This window comes from Polynucleobacter sp. P1-05-14 (assembly GCF_018881675.1).
GTDB lineage: Bacteria > Pseudomonadota > Gammaproteobacteria > Burkholderiales > Burkholderiaceae > Polynucleobacter.
Window position 1 is genome coordinate 40,910 of record NZ_JACVPV010000004.1, and the last position, 17,349, is coordinate 58,258.

A 17,349-nucleotide genomic window follows, 5' to 3' on the forward strand; every position below is an offset into this window, starting at 1 on the left:
AGGATTTGTATCAATTCCAAATCCTTTGACTTTGTCGTTTATGGAACTAGCAATCCTCAAATTGCCCTTGGTATAGCAGTCTAGAAAAGGTGCTCAAAGGCCATAAAGTGTTCTGTGAGGGCATTATTTTGGAGAATTGCGGCTCAAATAGGGCAACTTAAGAAACGAATCTAAGACATTGCCTGAATGGGAAAGCAATTTGTGGATGTTAGGCTCGCTAAAGTGCTAATATTTAGGGCGTTTTTTGCGATTTTGAATATATTTTGGTAAATTACAATCCATGACTATTTTAATAACAAACCCCTTCAAAAAATCCCCCTTTGCCTCCTTAGCTTTCGTGCTCATAGCTGGCATGGCTGGTCAAAGCCAAATTGCCCAGGCACAGTCGGGATTGCCCAATTGCTCCGCTTATGGAGTGAAAGATAATTGTATTGGGCAGTTGCGTTACCCAAACGGTCAGCGCTATGTGGGCGGATTTGTGAATGGACTGCGTAGCGGTCAAGGAAGTATTAATTATCCCAATGGCGATCGCTATACCGGTGAGTTTAAGAATGATGAGCCGGATGGTTATGGCGTCTATGTCTATGCCGATGGTAGCCGCTATGAAGGTGGATACCGTGATGGTCGTTTAGATGGCCAGGGAACCTATACTGCCGCTAATGGTGAAAAGTTTATTGGTCAATACCGTGATGATGCACGCAATGGCCCTGGAACCTTGTATCGCCGTAATGGCAGCATTGCCAAGTCTGGTATTTGGGAAAACAATCAACTCGTTGTTGCTCAAGCAGAGCCGACCAGGCAAGTAGCTGGTGCTGCATTGGCGGGTGCTGCTGTGGGTACAGTCGCTGTCAGTGGCGCAACTGCTCAGGAAGTGGAGAGCTTAAGACGTGAATTAATTGACACCAAACTCAAGCAGCAAGCCCTAGAAGCATTGCAAGCCAGAGAGCGTCAACAAATCAATGAAGAGTTTGCCAACCTGAAAAAAGAAATTAATGAGGGTAATCGCAAGCAAAGAGAGCTCGAGGCACAGTTAGCCAGCGAGCGTAAATCTATTGCCGTCGCTGAAAAGCCGGTTGCCGTTGCTGAAAAGCCTGTGGCCCCTAAGGCAGCTCCTAAGGCGCCAATAGCGACAACAACTACACCAGCGACAGTTGCGCCTAAGGTAGCCCCCAAAGCCGTGGCGCCCGCTTATGTTGAGCCAACCCCTTACTACATCGTTACTGAAACACCTATTCCTCCAGGTACAGCGGTCACTTCTTCAGTGCCAGTACCACCACCAGCTCCTGTCCCAGTAGCGCCTCCACCGGCTGCCGTAGTCCCGCCTGCGGCAGCTGTAGCGGGTGTTGCAGCAACTGCGGCAGCAACTGCGGCAGCAACTACGGCAGTAGTGGCAGCTTCAACAGCCAATAAAGTCGAGACATTACCTCCTCCAAATATCAAGGGAATGGCTTCCTGCCCCCCTACAGGCGTGAAGACTAATTGTTTTGCTGATGTGATGTATGCCGATGGTGGTAAATATCAAGGTATGTTCATGAATGACAAGCGTCAGGGTGATGGAACATATCTATTCCCGAATGGTGACCAATATACCGGCGAGTGGCAAGATGGCCAACGTGATGGCAAAGGCAAATTAGTCTTAGCTACTGGCGAGGTTTACACCGGCAACTTTAAGAATGGCAAATTTAATGGTGAAGGCAACTTAAAGCTGACGAATGGCGAGAGCTACACCGGAATGTTTGCCGATGGCGCATTTGATGGTCAAGGAAGCTTTAAGTTTGCAGATGGCGGTACTTATAACGGCAACTTCAAAGGCGGTAAGTTTGATGGCCAGGGTGCTTACTCAAACCCATCCGGAGAGAAGTACACCGGTAGCTTTGTAGCGGGCAGCCGCAGCGGTAATGGCACATTGATTTACCCAACTGGTGAGAAGTATGTAGGTGAGTTTAAGGACCACGTACGCAATGGTAAGGGCAAGCTTTATTTGGCTGATGGAACCTTAGCAGAGACCGGTATTTGGGATAAGGATGCCTTTGTATTGGCTACCCCGAACTAATTCGGCTGCTGAAGATCATAAAAAAACCCGCTAGATGCGGGTTTTTTTATGTCACCAACTTGTTTAAATCAAGCTGGCATACAACATCTTGGTGATGCCTTATTTATTCACGGTCACTGTGTTGTAGCTAGAGTTGTAGTTATTCACAACGACACCAGCAGTACCACCATCCACAGCAATACCGGAACCGGGTGCTGGTGGGGTGGCAGGACGTTCTGAGGCTTGTGTACCACCGAAAGTGCCGTTGATTTGGTTAGTGGAAGGCGCAGGGCGTTGCTGAGCGGATTGGGCAAAAACAGAAGAGGCTAGAGCAAAAGAGCCTGTAATACCGGCAATCGCAAGCACTTTCATCAATGTTTTGGGTGAAGTCTTGACGGATGAACGCATGATGCAACCTTTCAGAGGAATAACGCTTATAAGTATGTAATTAAATTTATCAATGCAGCAATCATTAACCGACAGATTATCCTCAAAGGAAGGTCATCTATCAACAATCTCGTGAAGTATAGCAATATTTTATGTTGCTAGCCTGACACATTGATTCAAAAACAACAGCATGGGTTTTAGACACGACCGCAGAAGTAGCCGCCGCCAGGTATTGTTTTGCCGTTTTGATCTATGGCATTTGGGTTATAGCCCAGCGCGGTAACGTCTTTACCCAAAATCGAGCAAACCACATTGCCACGAGCCTGAAGGTGAGGTGGTACACGGCCAAACGCAGCGGGACGGTCCCATTCCAGTTGATTTTGGTTGCCAGCGCGATAAAGGCGAGGAGGGTTTTGGAGGTCCGGCTGATCGGAGATCGCACTCTTGTCGTAATACATATTGCCGCAAGCGCTAAGTCCGAAAACAAGACTTAAGCTTAAGATTAAACCGACAAGCGGTAAATGACGCAATTTGGAGTGTTTAATAGTGGAGTTCATATTTTGGGGATAAATTGATTAAATATAGCTAAATTTTGCACATATCGATAATACATAATATACTGTGCCTATACCAAATATAGATTGATTATTTTTTGAAAAACCCTCTCACAACACTCTCTAGACAAGCTGCTCAGACACAACCAATCAATACTTTGGTGGTGCGCCCAGCTTTATTCAGGGTTTGCGGGGCTACTGTTTCTACTGTCTCCAGACCTCGAGCGGTATTGGTTGGGGTATTTAATCTCTCCTTTGCTTTTTTTACCCTCTTTGGGTCCTCTGCTCATGCTCAGTTTTTAGGGGGTGCGCCGGCATTTAATTCTGGCGCGGTAGCTGGAGGCGCTGGTTCAAGTTCTGGTGGAGTCTTAAGTGCTGGCGCTGGTGCTGGCAGTAGCGCCGGTGTCGGAACAGCGGTTACAACTGCTGGTGCAGGCGTTGGCGCAGGCGCTGGGGTTGCACCAGTTGCGGCGGTGGGGTCAGGTTCTGGTGTTTTTGCTGGTGTTGGTGCTCCTTTTGGTAGTAGTGTGGGTGTTGGTGCAGGTTCTGCGGGTTCAGGATTGGGCGCTACTTCCACAACAGCAGCAACAACTGCAGTCACTGCTGCGGGAGGCGCAGCTGGCGTAGGGACGACTGCTGCAGCAATTAGTACCGTGGGTATACCAGCAGGCGTTGGCGCAACGGCTGCCGGCCTTGCAGCTGTTGGCGGTTTAAGTGTGGCTGGTGCGATTGGTTTAGCGGCCGTTGCTGGTGTAGCAGTCGCTGCGCTGAGCAATAAGAGTGGTAGCGGTACTACTGGTACTGTAGCGCCTAAATAATCAATTGACTGCACACGAGATCATCCGAAAGCGGATGAAATCTATGAGCAGGTCGATTTTCAGATTTACAATATGAAGTGTGTATGAGCCGACCGCAAAGTCGGTTTTTTTATGTGCCAGTTGATTGGTGTAAACGTTGCATTTGAATTTAGGTGATTTTGTTTTTGAGACCTGCTAATTTATTACTTCGCACACATCAGCTGTTGTGGCATCTCATTGCAGGTTTAGTCTTACTAAGCTTGGGTGCTTGCACCGGTAATCAGGCGGCGATTTACGAATCTCTCAAACTGACCTTCACCAACCCCAATACGGTTATCGATTCCTATCCACTGGATCCACGTTTTACCTATTTGCGTGCCGACGTCAATGGTAACCCCGCCTTATTAGTCCTTGGTTATATTGATCCACAAGAAAAGGGATTGACTGAGGTTTGGTATTCTGCGGCGCGCGAGACAATTCGTATTCAAAATGGGCGTCTGCTCAGTACGCATGGCTTGGATGTGAACTGGATAGAAGTCAAGTTAATCGATGCGCCGCCAGTAGCGGCAGCACTAAATCCTAAATTGCTGGAGGAATCTCAATTTTCGATTGCTAAACCCTACCGTAATTTAAAAAACCCCTTAAGCTACACCCGTATTCGAACCGTGATGCCAGGGTATCGAGCACAAATTGAAGAGCAAATACTCATGCGTCCGCTGGCGCAGGCGCCTGATTCAGCGCCTAAGCGGCTAAGAGAAGGCCCTTATTCTCAAAACTTGCAATGGGTAGAAGAGCGTGTAATACCTAAGGTGCAAGTGATGGACAATCCAGGCTTGGCGCCCTTGGCAGCAACGTATGCCATTGATATCAGCACTCCGAGCAACAAACTTGTGTATGGCAGGCAATGCTTGATGCCTTCATATTGTTTATCGTGGCAAGTGTGGCCATGGCCACCTTCTGCACAGAAGTCCTGATCATGATGAGCTTGATCATTCTTATCAAACAAAACAAGCAAGTAATGCGGATAACGCAGCTCATGCAAATGAACATGCTTGAGGGAAAGATTCGGAGTGCATTGCTGTGGAGTTCAGCTACGCTTGCAACACTGTCCAAGCGCTTGGAACTATCTCGGTTAGCGCAGCGCGCGGATCTCCAGTCACTAGCGGCACGCTTTGCTAAAGTCAACAAAGATAACGCCAACAAAAATAACGCCTACGAGCATGAGTACAACTTGTATCAGCGATTATTAGCCAGTACGCTCAGTATCTGTATTTTTGCTTCAACCTTGATCGTGCAACACGCGCAAGCGCAAGCACCATTGCCAGACGATAGTGCGGGTGCTCAAGCGGTGCCAGATCCTACAACTGGCGCTACTACAGCGCCCAAGAAAGTCAAAAAGCGTGCGGAATTCAATTCTCCTGGCTTAGGTGCGGGCGCAGGCCTCAGTTCTGGCATTATCTTGCCGCTTGGTCCTGGAAGTGGCGCAACAGCCCTCGCTGCTCCTGTTTCTACCCCTGTTTCTGCTGTCACTTCTTCTCCTGCAGAATCTAAAGCAGAAACTAAAGCAGAGGCGAAGATAGACACAGGTGCAGAAAAAGTTACGGCAACTACGAATGTAACAACAAACGCAACAACAAATTCAGTATCGGTTGATAGTCAGAAGACAAATAAAAAAGCCAATCACAAGTTAAACGCAAGCGCGAATTCCAATACCAAGGTTACCAACAGCGCGAACAACAATACAAACAGCAACGTAAGTGCCCGATCTTTACAAGATCACTTGGGTCCAGTCAGTGCTGGTGCGAGTGCAGGAGCAAGCGCTGGGTTTACTTTGGGATCAAGCGAAGGACAAAGTGCGGGGGCTAGTGCTGGTCCAGCACTAGCTTGGGCTCCAGGCCCGGGACCGGGCGTAAGAACCGTGACGGTCATGCCGGCAAGAACTGCTGCAATTACTGCTGTCGTAGCAAAGCAAGATAAGCAAGATACGGCAATGAAGTCGACAGATAAAGCGGTGGCTGCAAACACAAGCAACATTAAAACCGTAAACATCGATCAACAGATGAGTGCGCAAGCAGTTGGTGAAATCGTAGTGGTACAAGCAAATAACCCTGCAAATACCTCTGCAAGCGCTTCATCAAGCACTGCCGCAAGTAATACAGTGGAGACATCCCCAGCTAGTGAGATTACGAATAAGAACAATCGAAAAAATACTAAAGCAAGTAAGAGTGCAAAGAACATCAATAGCGCACAAGATAGTAAGCCAGTAACTGCCGTTACTGCGCCTATTACTGAAGTCACTACTGCAAGTGCGCAAGAGGAACCCGCTGCAGTAGCGGGGATGCGTTTAAGCGAATGGTTGATTCAGGATCAGCGTCGCAAACAAACTGCGGATGATACAAACACCAGTGGAACTGAAAAACCCAAAGTTGCTGCAGATCCTCGGCCCTCAGAAAAACCCGATCCCTATTTACTGGGGATGGCTTGGATAGTTCCTTCTGAAATTCCTGCACAAACGCGGCAAAAAGATGTCTTGCTAGAAACCTTAAATAAACTCAAAGCGCCACGCTCGGAAGGCTCGTTTGATCAGTCTCGTAATGCGCTGCGTGAATTAATCGAGAGCATGCCTGTGACTGGTAGGGCACTCTTACCTAGTACTAGCGCACGCTATTTAGAAATTAACCCTCAACTCGATCCGATTTTGCAAGCTGGAGAAGAAATTCGGATACCGCCTACACCAGAGAGTATTACGGTGATTCGCAGTGATGGTTTGTTATGTAAGGTGCGATACCAGCCTAACGTTGAAACCCGTCAATACTATCGTGCGTGTCGCGCGCAAAGTGTAGCGGCTGACTGGGCTTGGGTGATTGAGCCAGATGGCAAGATACGCGTAGTGCCGACTGCCGATTGGAATGAAGCCAAACAAGATCTGCCAGCCCCAGGTGCTTGGATTTGGGCGCCACCACGTAGCTCTGGCTGGTCAGATAGCGATGCCAGAGCATTTTCAGAACAGCTTGCAGCATTCTTGGCAACTCAAGAGGTCTCTGGCGATGCCATGAGTCCAGATAAGGATGCAAATTTGCGTCGCCCACCGATTTTATCGGTTGATGATCGATATATGACTTCGCGTGATTTGCCGCTTACTCGCAGCATTTGGGGAGAAGTGGGTTTACTAGAAACCCCAACTGCCCGCATTGCGCCAGCGGGTACCGCCTCCTTGGGCCTAAGCAATGCTAATCCGTATGGGCAATTAAACTTTTTCTTAACGCCAGTTGATTTTGCTGAGTTTGGATTTCGCTATACCAACATCAATAATATTCCCTACGGCTCTTACAGCAGTCAGACTTACAAAGATAAAAGTTTTGACATCAAATTTAGACTTTGGAAAGAGAGTGCCTATATCCCCGAAATCGCTCTGGGTGGACGCGATATTTTAGGTACCGGTTTATTCTCTGGTGAATATTTAGTCGCCAATAAGCGCGTCAGTAATTTTGACTTTAGTTTGGGTATGGGCTGGGGTTATCTGGGGTCGCGTAATAACATTCCTAACCCGTTTAAGAAAATTTCTTCTGCCTATGCGACAAGACCTCCACCCGTAGTGGGTGAGGGCGGAAACCTTAGTGGTAATTATTTCTATGGCCCCGCAGCCCTGATGGGTGGCTTGCAATACCACACCCCGATCGATGGACTTGTATTAAAGGCTGAGCTTGATGGTAATAACTACCAACACGAGCCTTTTGGCGCAACCTTACCCACCAAAACTCCATTGAACTTTGGCGCTGCGTATCAAACCAAAAATTTTGATTTCACGGCAGGCTTGCGCGGTGGCAATACCTTTATGGTTGGCATTACTTTACATGAACGACTCGACCAATTGGCTGCGCCAAAATTAGCAGAAGCTAGACCAGTTCCTGTGGAATTAAAGGCGATTGGATATCAAGCGCCGCTGCGCGGAGATAATACCCCCGCAGGCACCGTGAAGACTTCATTTAGTGCTGATACGATTTCTTCAGATCCGAATTTGCGAGTAGATCTCAGTAATCCGTTTGCCGTGAAAGGTGTTAATAAAACCCCAAAAGCAGTGGCTAATTCTGGGAATGCGGTCGTACCAAGTTCAACGACTTCAATCAGCACATCAGCGATGAATTTCGGCAGCAATCCAAGTAATAATCTGAGCGCAAATACCGCAGCCGTTGTGGCGCCAAACTTGCAAGCACTCAATCCATCGACACGAACCGTAGCTCGCCCAAATCAGGTGAGTACCGCAGGGCAGATTCCACCAACCCAAACTTTGTTAGATTTGCAAACGCAAACTGGCTGGCAAGTAAATGACATCCGAGATGCCGGTAATACTTGGATAGTGCAGTTTAATGATGCGAGTGGCGTATATTTGCGCGAGCGCATTGATCGCGGTGTGGGTGTATTGCATCGCGATGCGCCACCCAATATTCAGGATTTCCTGTTGGAGTTTTATAACAAGGGCTTGCTTGTTTCTGATTACAAAGTAGATCGAGTGCAGTGGATGTTAAGTCAGACTCAATTGCTACCGCCTTCGCAGAAGAAGCCTGCTATCGAGCCCCTCAATTCAGATGCAGTGGCAAAAGCGCCCACTGGTAGAGTGTGGGGCAAACTCGATCACAAACCGTATGACGGGGATCTCGGTTTGTCTTATTTCCAGGTGATTGGTGGACCTGATACCCCCTTGCTCTTTGCCATTTCAGCTACTGCAGATGGCACCTATAGCTTTGATCGCAATACTTGGTTAACGGGAACGGTAAGCGCCCGACTTCTGGATAACTTTGGTAAGTTTAATTACACGGGTCCTACGAACTTGCCCCCAGTGCGAACCGATATTCGTCAATATATGACGACTTCAGTGGCAACGATGCCGAACCTTCAGGCAACCCGTACTTTCCAACTCGGTGGCGATCATTTTGCGAGTGCGTATGCGGGTTATTTAGAAATGATGTTTGCCGGTGCCGGTGGTGAATATCTCTATCGTCCAAGCAGTAGCCGTTTTGCTGTTGGTGTGGATGCTAACCGAGTGAGACAACGTCAATTTAATCAGTGGACCTCTTTACAAAGCTATAGCGTTAACACAGGACATATCACGGGATATTGGGATACAGGCCTAGAAGATATATTGGTGAAGTTGAGTTTCGGGCAATACCTGGCAGGAGATCGAGGTGGTACGCTCGATTTGTCGAGAGTATTCCAGAACGGTGTAAAAATTGGTGCTTATGTCACCCGTACTAATGTGAGTTATTCACAGTTCGGTGAGGGAAGCTTCGACAAAGGTGTTTATATTGCTATACCGTTTGATGCCTTCTTCGCACGTCATTCTGATTCAGTAGCCAATCTCTTGTGGACACCATTGATTCGTGATGGTGGTGCAATGCTCTATCGCAAGTACCCCTTGTATAACTTAACCAATTCTCGCGACGGTCGTGCCTTGACGACAGGTCAGTGGCAGTTGGCAGAATAATTTTTTTTGAGATATTGCTTATGAATATATTACTGACTGGCGGAGCAGGATACATTGGCAGTCATACTGCGGTGGTGTTGGCTCAAGCGGGTCACCGCGTAGTCCTCTACGACAATTACTCCAATAGCAAGCCAACGGTAGTCCAACGATTACAAAACATTTTAGGAGAACCCCTCAAAGCGATCGAGGGCGATGTGCGCGATACCGAGTTGCTCACTAGTGTGCTCAAGGAAGAGCAGATAGATGCAGTTATTCATTTTGCGGGATTAAAGGCAGTAGGAGAATCTTCGCAAAAGCCCATTGCGTATTATTCAGCGAACGTGCAAGGTGCTATCAGCTTATTGCAGGCAATGGAACGTGCGCAAATTTATCGCATCGTGTTTTCTAGTAGTGCTTGTGTCTATGGCGATCCGCAGTATTTGCCGATTGATGAAGCGCATCCCACTGTACCCACTAATCCGTATGGCAGAAATAAGCTCCAAATTGAACAGTTGCTACAGGATGTAGCGCAAAGTGATGTTGGCAAGCAAGCTCGCTGGCAAATTGCAAACTTGCGCTACTTCAATCCCGTGGGGGCGCATGTTTCCGGGTTGATCGGAGAGGATCCGCAAGGCATTCCTAACAACCTCATGCCATTTGTGGCTCAAGTAGCGGTTGGCAAACTGCCTCAACTGCAGGTTTTTGGCAATGATTACCCGACCCCTGATGGTACGGGTGTGCGAGATTACATTCATGTAATGGACTTAGCGCAGGGTCATTTAGCAGCGCTTGATTACCTGAATGAGCACTATGGATTCAACACCTTTAATCTTGGCACTGGTCAGGGCTATAGCGTGCTGCAAATGGTGCACGCATTTGAACGGGCAAGCGGGAATACGATTGCCTATCAAATTCAGGGCAGGCGTGCTGGCGATATTGCAAGTTGTTATGCGAAAGCAGATAAAGCCTTACAAGAATTGCATTGGCATACCGAACGTAATTTAGAAGACATGTGCGCTAGCGCCTGGAAGTGGCAGACCTATTGCAATAGTTTGGGGGCTAACTGATCGATGCAGACCATCCTTTTTTGGGTATCTGCTCCGTTAGTCTAGACTCCAAAGCACTCAGAATTCATAAAGTAACTGTCATATGATCAAAGCAATCTGGCAACACCCTGTTTGGCGTAAGAGCTTGATCGCAGCCTTCTATGCCTCATTAGGATTATTTACAGTATTGTTTTTAATGCCCACTGAATTTTTACCAGACGAATCGATTTTTTCTTGGTGGGATAAGGCGCAACATGCTTTAGTGTTCGCGGTGTTGGCACTATTGGGTTTGTTGGCCTACCCGACCAGAATCCATCTGATTTTTTGGGGGTTGTTGATATACGGAGCCGTCATTGAAGTATTGCAATCCCTTTCAGGATGGCGCCAAGGCGATGTTTACGACTGGTATGCTGATACGATGGGGGTGGTGCTTGTGTGTATCTGCGCACTTGCCATTAAAATACTATTTTTATCGCGCCGTACATTGAAGCCTTAAAGGTGCAAAGTGCAAAGTGCAAAGCAAATAACGTGAAATTCAACATGACTCTCGTCGGCAGATTTGATGCAAAGCAGATCAAACTCAACATAGCGACTCGCTTTGTGCAGTTAGTCCTGTTGCTGTTATCGATGGCGATGGTTACCCCTGCTGCGCATGCCAATACGGAAGCAAAAGTACGTACGTTGGCAAAATCTCCGCGCACTGTTGCCAGTAATGTCGATACGATTGCAGTTGGTAATGCCTATGGAGATTTTAATAGCCTGCAGGCTATTCCCCAAAGTGTGGCGATTTTAGGCGGGATGGAGCATCTTCAAAGACAAGATATTTCGAGTGACTTTGGAATGCGCAATACCCCAGGGGGATCTAAGTACCATGAAGGGATCGATATTCCCAGCCCATTGGGCACTCCTATATTGGCTGCAGGGCAGGGAAAAGTGATTTATTCCGGCTTTTCTAGAGGCTATGGAAATTTAGTGGTGCTCGATCATGGAGACGGCATCACTACTCGATACGCCCATGCGCAACAAATATATGTGCAACTCGGACAAGCCGTATCCCAGTCGCAAATCATTGCGGCAGTTGGATCCACTGGTAACGCACGTACGCCCCATCTGCATTTTGAGTTTCGTCAATATCAACAACCCCTCGATCCGGTAGTTTTGCTTGGGCTAAGTGATGCTAGTGAGCGTCGCTCTTACCCTGCCATGAATTTAGTCCAGACGAAAAATGTACGCAAAACGCCGCGTAAATTAGCTAGCAATGCAGCGCTCAATAAAACATCTGGCGTTTTGTATAGCCATGATCTAAAAGCCTCTGCAGAAGGGGGTCTCAAAAGAAAAATTACCCCTAAACCGATCTACCTCAGTAAAAACTCATCAGAAGTGCGGCAAGACCCCGCTAATAGCCGGCAACTCACCCGGTAATTTTGAACGCATTAGCATCTTTTTAGGACTAAAAAGGCAGATCTGCTCCAGGTTTGGCGGCCAACAAAGCGATTTTGAACTCTCCTTGGATGCGTGCAATCGCTGCATCGCTATCAGCCTCAAAACGCATGACCACTACAGGCGTGGTGTTTGATGGTCGCGCTAGCCCAAAGCCATCGGCATATTCAACTCGCACACCATCGATCGCATTAATGGACTGCGCTGTCGGAAAAGTTGCATTGGCTTTCATAAACTCCAGAATGGTAAACGGTTCGCCCTCAGCGCAAGGAAGCTGCAGTTCGGGCGTACAGATTGCATTGGGCAGTTGATTTAAGGTATCACTCGGATTGGATTCCTTGCTCAAGATTTCAAGTAGGCGCGCGCCGGTATAGAGACCATCATCAAATCCAAACCAGCGGTCTTTGAAGAAAATATGGCCACTCATTTCACCGGCAAGAGGGGCCCCGGTTTCTTTGAGTTTGGCTTTGACTAAGGAGTGACCTGTTTTCCACATGAGTGGCTCACCACCATGTTGTTTAACCCAGCTTGCTAAATTACGCGTGCATTTGACGTCATAAATAATTTGACCACCAGGGTGGCGGGATAATACATCTTTAGCAAACAACATCATTTGGCGGTCTGGAAAAATCACCTGTCCATCTTTTGTCACTACCCCTAAACGATCAGCATCGCCATCAAATGCTAGGCCCAATTCGTTATCGGTCGTTTGTAAGTTATGAATGAGATCTTGCAAGTTCTCAATGTGCGCTGGATCCGGATGGTGATTTGGAAAATGCCCATCGACTTCACAAAATAATTCTTGCACTTGACAGCCCAAAGCTCTAAAGAGTTTGCCCGCAAATGCGCCACCTACACCATTGCCACAATCGACTGCAATTTTCAGGGGGCGAGCAAGTTTAATATCGCCCACGATGTAATCTAAATACATCGGGAAAATATCAAAGCTACTTCGTGTTCCTGCGCCAGTTACAAATTGCCTAGCTTCAATGCGTTGACGCAGCGCCTGAATCTGCTCACCATAAATGGCCGCACCCCCTAGAACCATTTTAAAGCCGTTGTAGTTGGGTGGATTATGACTGCCTGTAATCATGATGCCAGACTTAGGAGTCTTACCAGCAATGGTGTGATTGGCAGCGAAGTACACCATGGGCGTGGCTACCATTCCTAAATCGATAACGTTCACACCAGTAGAGAGGAGACCTTCTGTTAAGGCTGCAATTAAACTTGGACCGGATAAACGGCCATCACGACCAATCACAACATCGGTTTCACCCAGCGCTCGCATTTCAGTACCAAAGGCTTGGCCTATCAGCTGAGCAATTGAAGGATCAAGCGTCTGATCAATAATGCCGCGAATGTCATAGGCTTTGAAAATGGAGGCAGAGAGTTGCATAGCTATTTTTCTAAAAATGGGTTTGATGAAATGATGCGGGTATGAGGAGATAAAGTAATGCTGTGATGAAGTGATTAAGTAATGAAGCAATGAAGCAATGAAGTCATAATGCAATCAATCCTTGATGAGCGCTCAACTATTTTTTCAGGAGCGCAATGCGAGCTGCTGTCACCGCATCTATAGTGGCATCTGCGCTTATCAAGTTTGGTTCTGAAGATGTTAAGAGTGCTTGTTCAATTGGTTTTGCCAGAACTTTGCCCAACTCCACTCCGGGCTGATCAAAGCTATTGATGTCCCACAATGCTCCTAGAGCAACCGTGCGGTGTTCGTACAAAGCCATTAAGGCGCCCAAATAGAATGCATTGAGTTTAGGCAAGAGTAAAAAATTACTAGGACGTTTACCTGGGTAATCCTCATTTGGATTATCGGATGTCTTGCCGTTGGCTAAAGCTTGAGCTTGGGCTAAGCAGTTTGCCAAGAGTTGACGATGGTGTGTCTGTGCTTCCGGCAGTTTGCTCATCGGTTCACGTACTGCGATGAAATCTATTGGGATGATGTCAAGGCCTTGATGCAGTAACTGAAAATAGGAATGCTGAGCGTTGCTACCAGCGCTACCAAATACCACTGGGCAGGAGTATTTCAGTAATTGCCCGTGACGCCCAATCCGTTTACCATTACTTTCCATATCCAGTTGCTGTAGCCACTTTGGAAAATCTTCTAAAGCATCGGCATAAGGAATGACGGCAATCGATTGAATATGGTGTTTTTCTTGTTGGTAAAACAGGGCCAGCGCCATAATGACTGGCAAGTTTTGTTCCAGGGGCGCAGTAAAGAAATGCTGGTCTATGGCATGGGCGCCCGCTAAAAATTCTTGATAGGTATCAAAACCATATTGCAGGGCGATCGGTAGACCCACAGCAGACCAGACTGAATAACGTCCACCCACCCATTCCCAAAAAGGAAAAATATTGTCGGCAGCGACACCAAATTGCTCGGCAGCTGGCACATTGGCAGTGACTGCAAAGAGCGCTTGTGCAATTTGGGTTTGAGTACGATTGTGTGCCTTGAGCCAATCGACAACTGCCTTGGCATTGAGCGTGGTTTCTAAGGTGGTAAAAGACTTGGATACCACAATGACCCGAGTGCTATTAGGGTGAGCACGCTCCAAAATGTGCGCTAGACCAGCAGAGTCGATATTGGCTAAAAAATGCATCCGCATACCACGACTATTGATATGAGGAACATATGACAAAGCTTGGACTGCTAAGCGGGGACCAAAATCAGAACCACCGATACCAATGTGAATAACATCCGTTACTCCAACCCATTGATTGCATAATGCCTCGATGCGTTGCCATACTTTGGCAATCGGAGGCATGATATCTTGGTCTTGAATGAGTACTGGAGTTTTGCTTAAATTGCGTAGCGCAAAGTGCAGGGCAGGGCGTTTTTCTGATTGATTGACTGGTTTGCCACTCTGAAAATCAGCAATAAATTCCTCTAATCCCGCTTGGCGTGCTTGAGTGAAAAGCTGTTTCCAGCTACTAGCGCTAATATTCTGATAAACAGTGTCCAGGGTAATGTCAGCTGCCGATTGGATAGGGCTAAAAAGGGAAGCAATAGTCGTAGAAGAGGCGGTAGACGCAGTAGAGGCAGTGCTGGAATGGGGGTTTTTACTGGACATGGATAGATTTTATCAATAAAAGATGGCATTTCTGTTAACGCACTGGCTATTGAGATGATGTTATTGCTGTAAATGCTGCATAGTAGGGCATGGGTAGTGCGTAGAGAGGCGACCATCAACAGAAAGATTGAGTAACGCAATGGAGACAGTGGATTGCATCGTGGTTGGTGCTGGTGTGGTGGGTTTGGCGATCGCACGAGAAATGGCCCTACAAGGCCATGAGACGATTGTGCTGGAGCGCGAACATGCTTTCGGCACGGTTAGTAGCGCGCGCAACAGCGAGGTGATTCACGCCGGCATTTACTATCCACCAAACTCCCTCAAGGCAAAGTTATGTGTCCAGGGTAATCGTATGCTATACGAGTACTGCCGTACTCATCAAGTCACTACCCATGCTTGCGGCAAGTTGATTGTCGCTACCAGCAGATCTCAAGCAGATGCATTGCAGGCACTGCTATTTAAGGCACAACAAAATGGGGTGTCCGATATCAAACTCATCACAGCTAAAGAGGCCAAATTATTAGAGCCTGATTTAGAGTGTGATGCCGCATTGTTATCTAAGAGTACCGGCATAGTTGATAGTCACGGCTTGATGTTGTCTTTACTAGGTGGTTTTGAGGATGCTGGAGGCATGATCGCTTATCAAGCTTCACTGCTTCATGCTAAAGCCATGGGCGAACACGCCACTCAGGGCTTTACTGTTCAGGTTGGTGGTCTTGCTGAAATGCAGATTGCTTGTAAGGTACTGATTAATTGCGCGGGATTAAGCGCTCCTGCAGTAGCGCAGCGCATTGGAGGGCTGGGAAGTGAACACATTCCTAAGGCCTATTTTACTAAAGGCAATTATTTTTCTTTACTGGGTAAGTCACCCTTTAGGCATCTGATTTATCCCATCCCTGAGCCAGGAGGCTTGGGCGTGCACCTGACTTTGGATATGGCCGGACAAGCGAAATTTGGACCCGATGTCCAGTGGCTTGACATTGATCAAGAGGAGCAAATTGATTACACGGTGGACGCTCAAAGAGGGGATGCTTTTTATGCTGCGGTAAGGCAATATTGGCCCAACTTAAAAGACAATAGCTTGCAAGCTGATTATTCTGGGGTTAGGGCTAAGATCGTGCCGCCGAATGAACCGGCAGGCGACTTTTGCTTTCAGGGGCCCAATGATCATGGCTTAAGTGGCCTCTATAACCTCTATGGCATTGAATCTCCCGGATTGACCTCCAGTTTGGCAATTGCCCAGCATTTGGCAGGGCAAATCAAAAGTTCTTTATAATTGCTCACTTAATCAAAAGTTGGCGATAAAGAATTAAACCATTGGCTAGCGACCGATTAATCCAGAATGACCTTGGGAAGAGTGGCAGAGCGGTTGAATGCACCAGTCTTGAAAACTGGCGAGGATGAAAGTCCTCCGTGAGTTCGAATCTCACCTCTTCCGCCATATACGACAGCAGAGCCCCTAACCATGGGGCTCTATGTTTTTGGGGCTCTTCTACCCACCTCTCTACCCACCAGCAAAACATGGCATGAAAAAATTCCCACGTCTTTGCTGATACCCAGATTATTAGCAGTTCACCAGCTAATAGGACTCAAGTGCCTTCTTAAGTTCAGCCTTAACCTTATTTTTTAAACTAGCCGGACCAATCACCTCAACGCCAGATCCGTGTTTCAGGATATCCATGAGTAACTCGGGATCTTGGTTGTAATCAAACTCCAGGTTGTAATAACCCTCTTTATCAAAGTTGCCTACTTGTTGGCCATGCCAATGCTCACCTGAAACCCACCTTGCATGCTCCGGAGAGAAGCGTAACTTAGCTCTCTGTGTCGCCTTGCCTGAGAAGATGCCGTAGCTCTCAGCAAAGTGCTCCTGACATTCTTTTTCTGAAACTTCTTGCGCCTTCTTATTGGTAAGTACTGCGCTTTGAATGCCGTCCACAGAAAAGCTTCTTAAATCATTGCGCAAATGGCAATACGCATCGAGGTACCAGTTCTCACGGTAATAGATTAAACGTTGCGGGGAGATTTCACGCACCGTATTCTCATCCTTACTTTTGGAGTAGTAAGCAATCTGAAGGCGATTGCGCTTTAATAAGGCTGCACCAATTTCGGAGAAGTTCTCAATCGAGTTCTTGCGCGAACCCATACCAATGACCTTGATGCGTTTGCGCAGCTCTTTGGCTGTGGCATCACTCTGACCCAGAATTCCATCAATGATTGCGGTGAGAGGTTCAATATGGGGTCCAATTAAGCCGCCTTGATCGAGCGAAGAGAGTAAGTGCTGCATTAGTACTAAGGCCGTAGCCTCCTTCTCGGAGAACCAGAGTCCTGGCATTTCAATTCTCTCGATCGATGAGGAATTCTCAAACTTATAACCACCTAGGAAACGGTCATAAACAATGGAAGCCTGCATCCGACTACGTAAATACTCCAGGTCACGCTTGAAGGTGGCAGGGGAGACCTCAAGCTCGGATAGAAAGTCCTCACGAGGCACGCATTTACGCTGCTGAATCATGTACTTAATACGATGTAACCGCTCCATGTCGCTCATATTG

13 protein-coding genes and 1 tRNA gene are annotated in these 17,349 nt (G+C 47.4%); 9 read left to right on the plus strand and 5 right to left on the minus strand.

Annotation, left to right across the window (positions count from 1 at the left end; all coding sequences use genetic code 11):
• Positions 1-280: 280 nt before the first annotated feature.
• Positions 281-2,053: a hypothetical protein gene (locus tag ICN37_RS02885; RefSeq protein ID WP_216154705.1), complete on the plus strand. Its 1,773-nt coding sequence runs from the start codon at positions 281-283 to the stop codon at positions 2,051-2,053.
• 99 nt (positions 2,054-2,152) lie between these two features.
• On the opposite strand, the gene ICN37_RS02890 is transcribed toward ICN37_RS02885, so the two are convergent.
• Both ICN37_RS02890 and ICN37_RS02895 read right to left on the minus strand, forming a co-directional pair.
• Complete coding sequence (locus ICN37_RS02890; protein WP_216154707.1) at positions 2,153-2,440, minus strand: hypothetical protein; 288 nt, start codon at positions 2,438-2,440, stop codon at positions 2,153-2,155.
• A gap of 176 nt (positions 2,441-2,616) precedes the next feature.
• Complete coding sequence (locus ICN37_RS02895; RefSeq protein WP_216154709.1) at positions 2,617-2,976, minus strand: hypothetical protein; 360 nt, start codon at positions 2,974-2,976, stop codon at positions 2,617-2,619.
• A gap of 95 nt (positions 2,977-3,071) precedes the next feature.
• Between ICN37_RS02895 and ICN37_RS02900 the strand changes: the two genes are divergently transcribed.
• The 6 genes from ICN37_RS02900 to ICN37_RS02925 all read left to right on the plus strand — a co-directional run bounded on the left by ICN37_RS02900 (position 3,072) and on the right by ICN37_RS02925 (position 11,699).
• Positions 3,072-3,791, plus strand: coding sequence for a hypothetical protein (locus tag ICN37_RS02900; protein ID WP_216154711.1), 720 nt, complete (start codon positions 3,072-3,074; stop codon positions 3,789-3,791).
• Between the two features lie 164 nt (positions 3,792-3,955).
• Positions 3,956-4,744, plus strand: a complete 789-nt coding sequence (locus ICN37_RS02905; protein WP_216154713.1) for a YjbF family lipoprotein — start codon at positions 3,956-3,958, stop codon at positions 4,742-4,744.
• Complete coding sequence (locus ICN37_RS02910; protein WP_216154715.1) at positions 4,675-9,252, plus strand: YjbH domain-containing protein; 4,578 nt, start codon at positions 4,675-4,677, stop codon at positions 9,250-9,252. Before ICN37_RS02905 ends, ICN37_RS02910 begins: the two co-directional genes overlap by 70 nt.
• Positions 9,253-9,272: 20 nt before the next feature.
• On the plus strand, positions 9,273-10,298 hold the full coding sequence (gene galE / locus ICN37_RS02915) for a UDP-glucose 4-epimerase GalE (protein WP_216154717.1): 1,026 nt from the start codon (positions 9,273-9,275) through the stop codon (positions 10,296-10,298).
• An 82-nt stretch (positions 10,299-10,380) separates the two neighbouring features.
• Positions 10,381-10,773 carry a VanZ family protein gene (locus ICN37_RS02920; protein WP_255538451.1) on the plus strand — a complete coding sequence of 131 codons (393 nt, stop codon included), beginning with the start codon at positions 10,381-10,383 and terminating at the stop codon, positions 10,771-10,773.
• Positions 10,774-10,817: 44 nt separating this feature from the next.
• Positions 10,818-11,699 carry a M23 family metallopeptidase gene (locus ICN37_RS02925; protein WP_216154720.1) on the plus strand — a complete coding sequence of 294 codons (882 nt, stop codon included), beginning with the start codon at positions 10,818-10,820 and terminating at the stop codon, positions 11,697-11,699.
• A gap of 28 nt (positions 11,700-11,727) precedes the next feature.
• On the opposite strand, the gene ICN37_RS02930 is transcribed toward ICN37_RS02925, so the two are convergent.
• On the minus strand, positions 11,728-13,113 hold the full coding sequence (locus ICN37_RS02930) for a phosphomannomutase/phosphoglucomutase (protein WP_216154722.1): 1,386 nt from the start codon (positions 13,111-13,113) through the stop codon (positions 11,728-11,730).
• Between the two features lie 136 nt (positions 13,114-13,249).
• Positions 13,250-14,797, minus strand: coding sequence for a glucose-6-phosphate isomerase (gene pgi / locus ICN37_RS02935; RefSeq protein ID WP_216154724.1), 1,548 nt, complete (start codon positions 14,795-14,797; stop codon positions 13,250-13,252).
• Positions 14,798-14,936: 139 nt separating this feature from the next.
• Between pgi and ICN37_RS02940 the strand changes: the two genes are divergently transcribed.
• Positions 14,937-16,073: an NAD(P)/FAD-dependent oxidoreductase gene (locus ICN37_RS02940; RefSeq protein ID WP_216154820.1), complete on the plus strand. Its 1,137-nt coding sequence runs from the start codon at positions 14,937-14,939 to the stop codon at positions 16,071-16,073.
• Between the two features lie 75 nt (positions 16,074-16,148).
• A tRNA-Ser gene (locus tag ICN37_RS02945) sits at positions 16,149-16,238 on the plus strand.
• Positions 16,239-16,376: 138 nt separating this feature from the next.
• On the opposite strand, the gene ICN37_RS02950 is transcribed toward ICN37_RS02945, so the two are convergent.
• A complete protein-coding gene (locus ICN37_RS02950) occupies positions 16,377-17,345 on the minus strand; it encodes a YafY family protein (RefSeq protein WP_216154726.1) in 969 nt (322 codons plus the stop codon).
• Positions 17,346-17,349 lie beyond the last annotated feature (4 nt).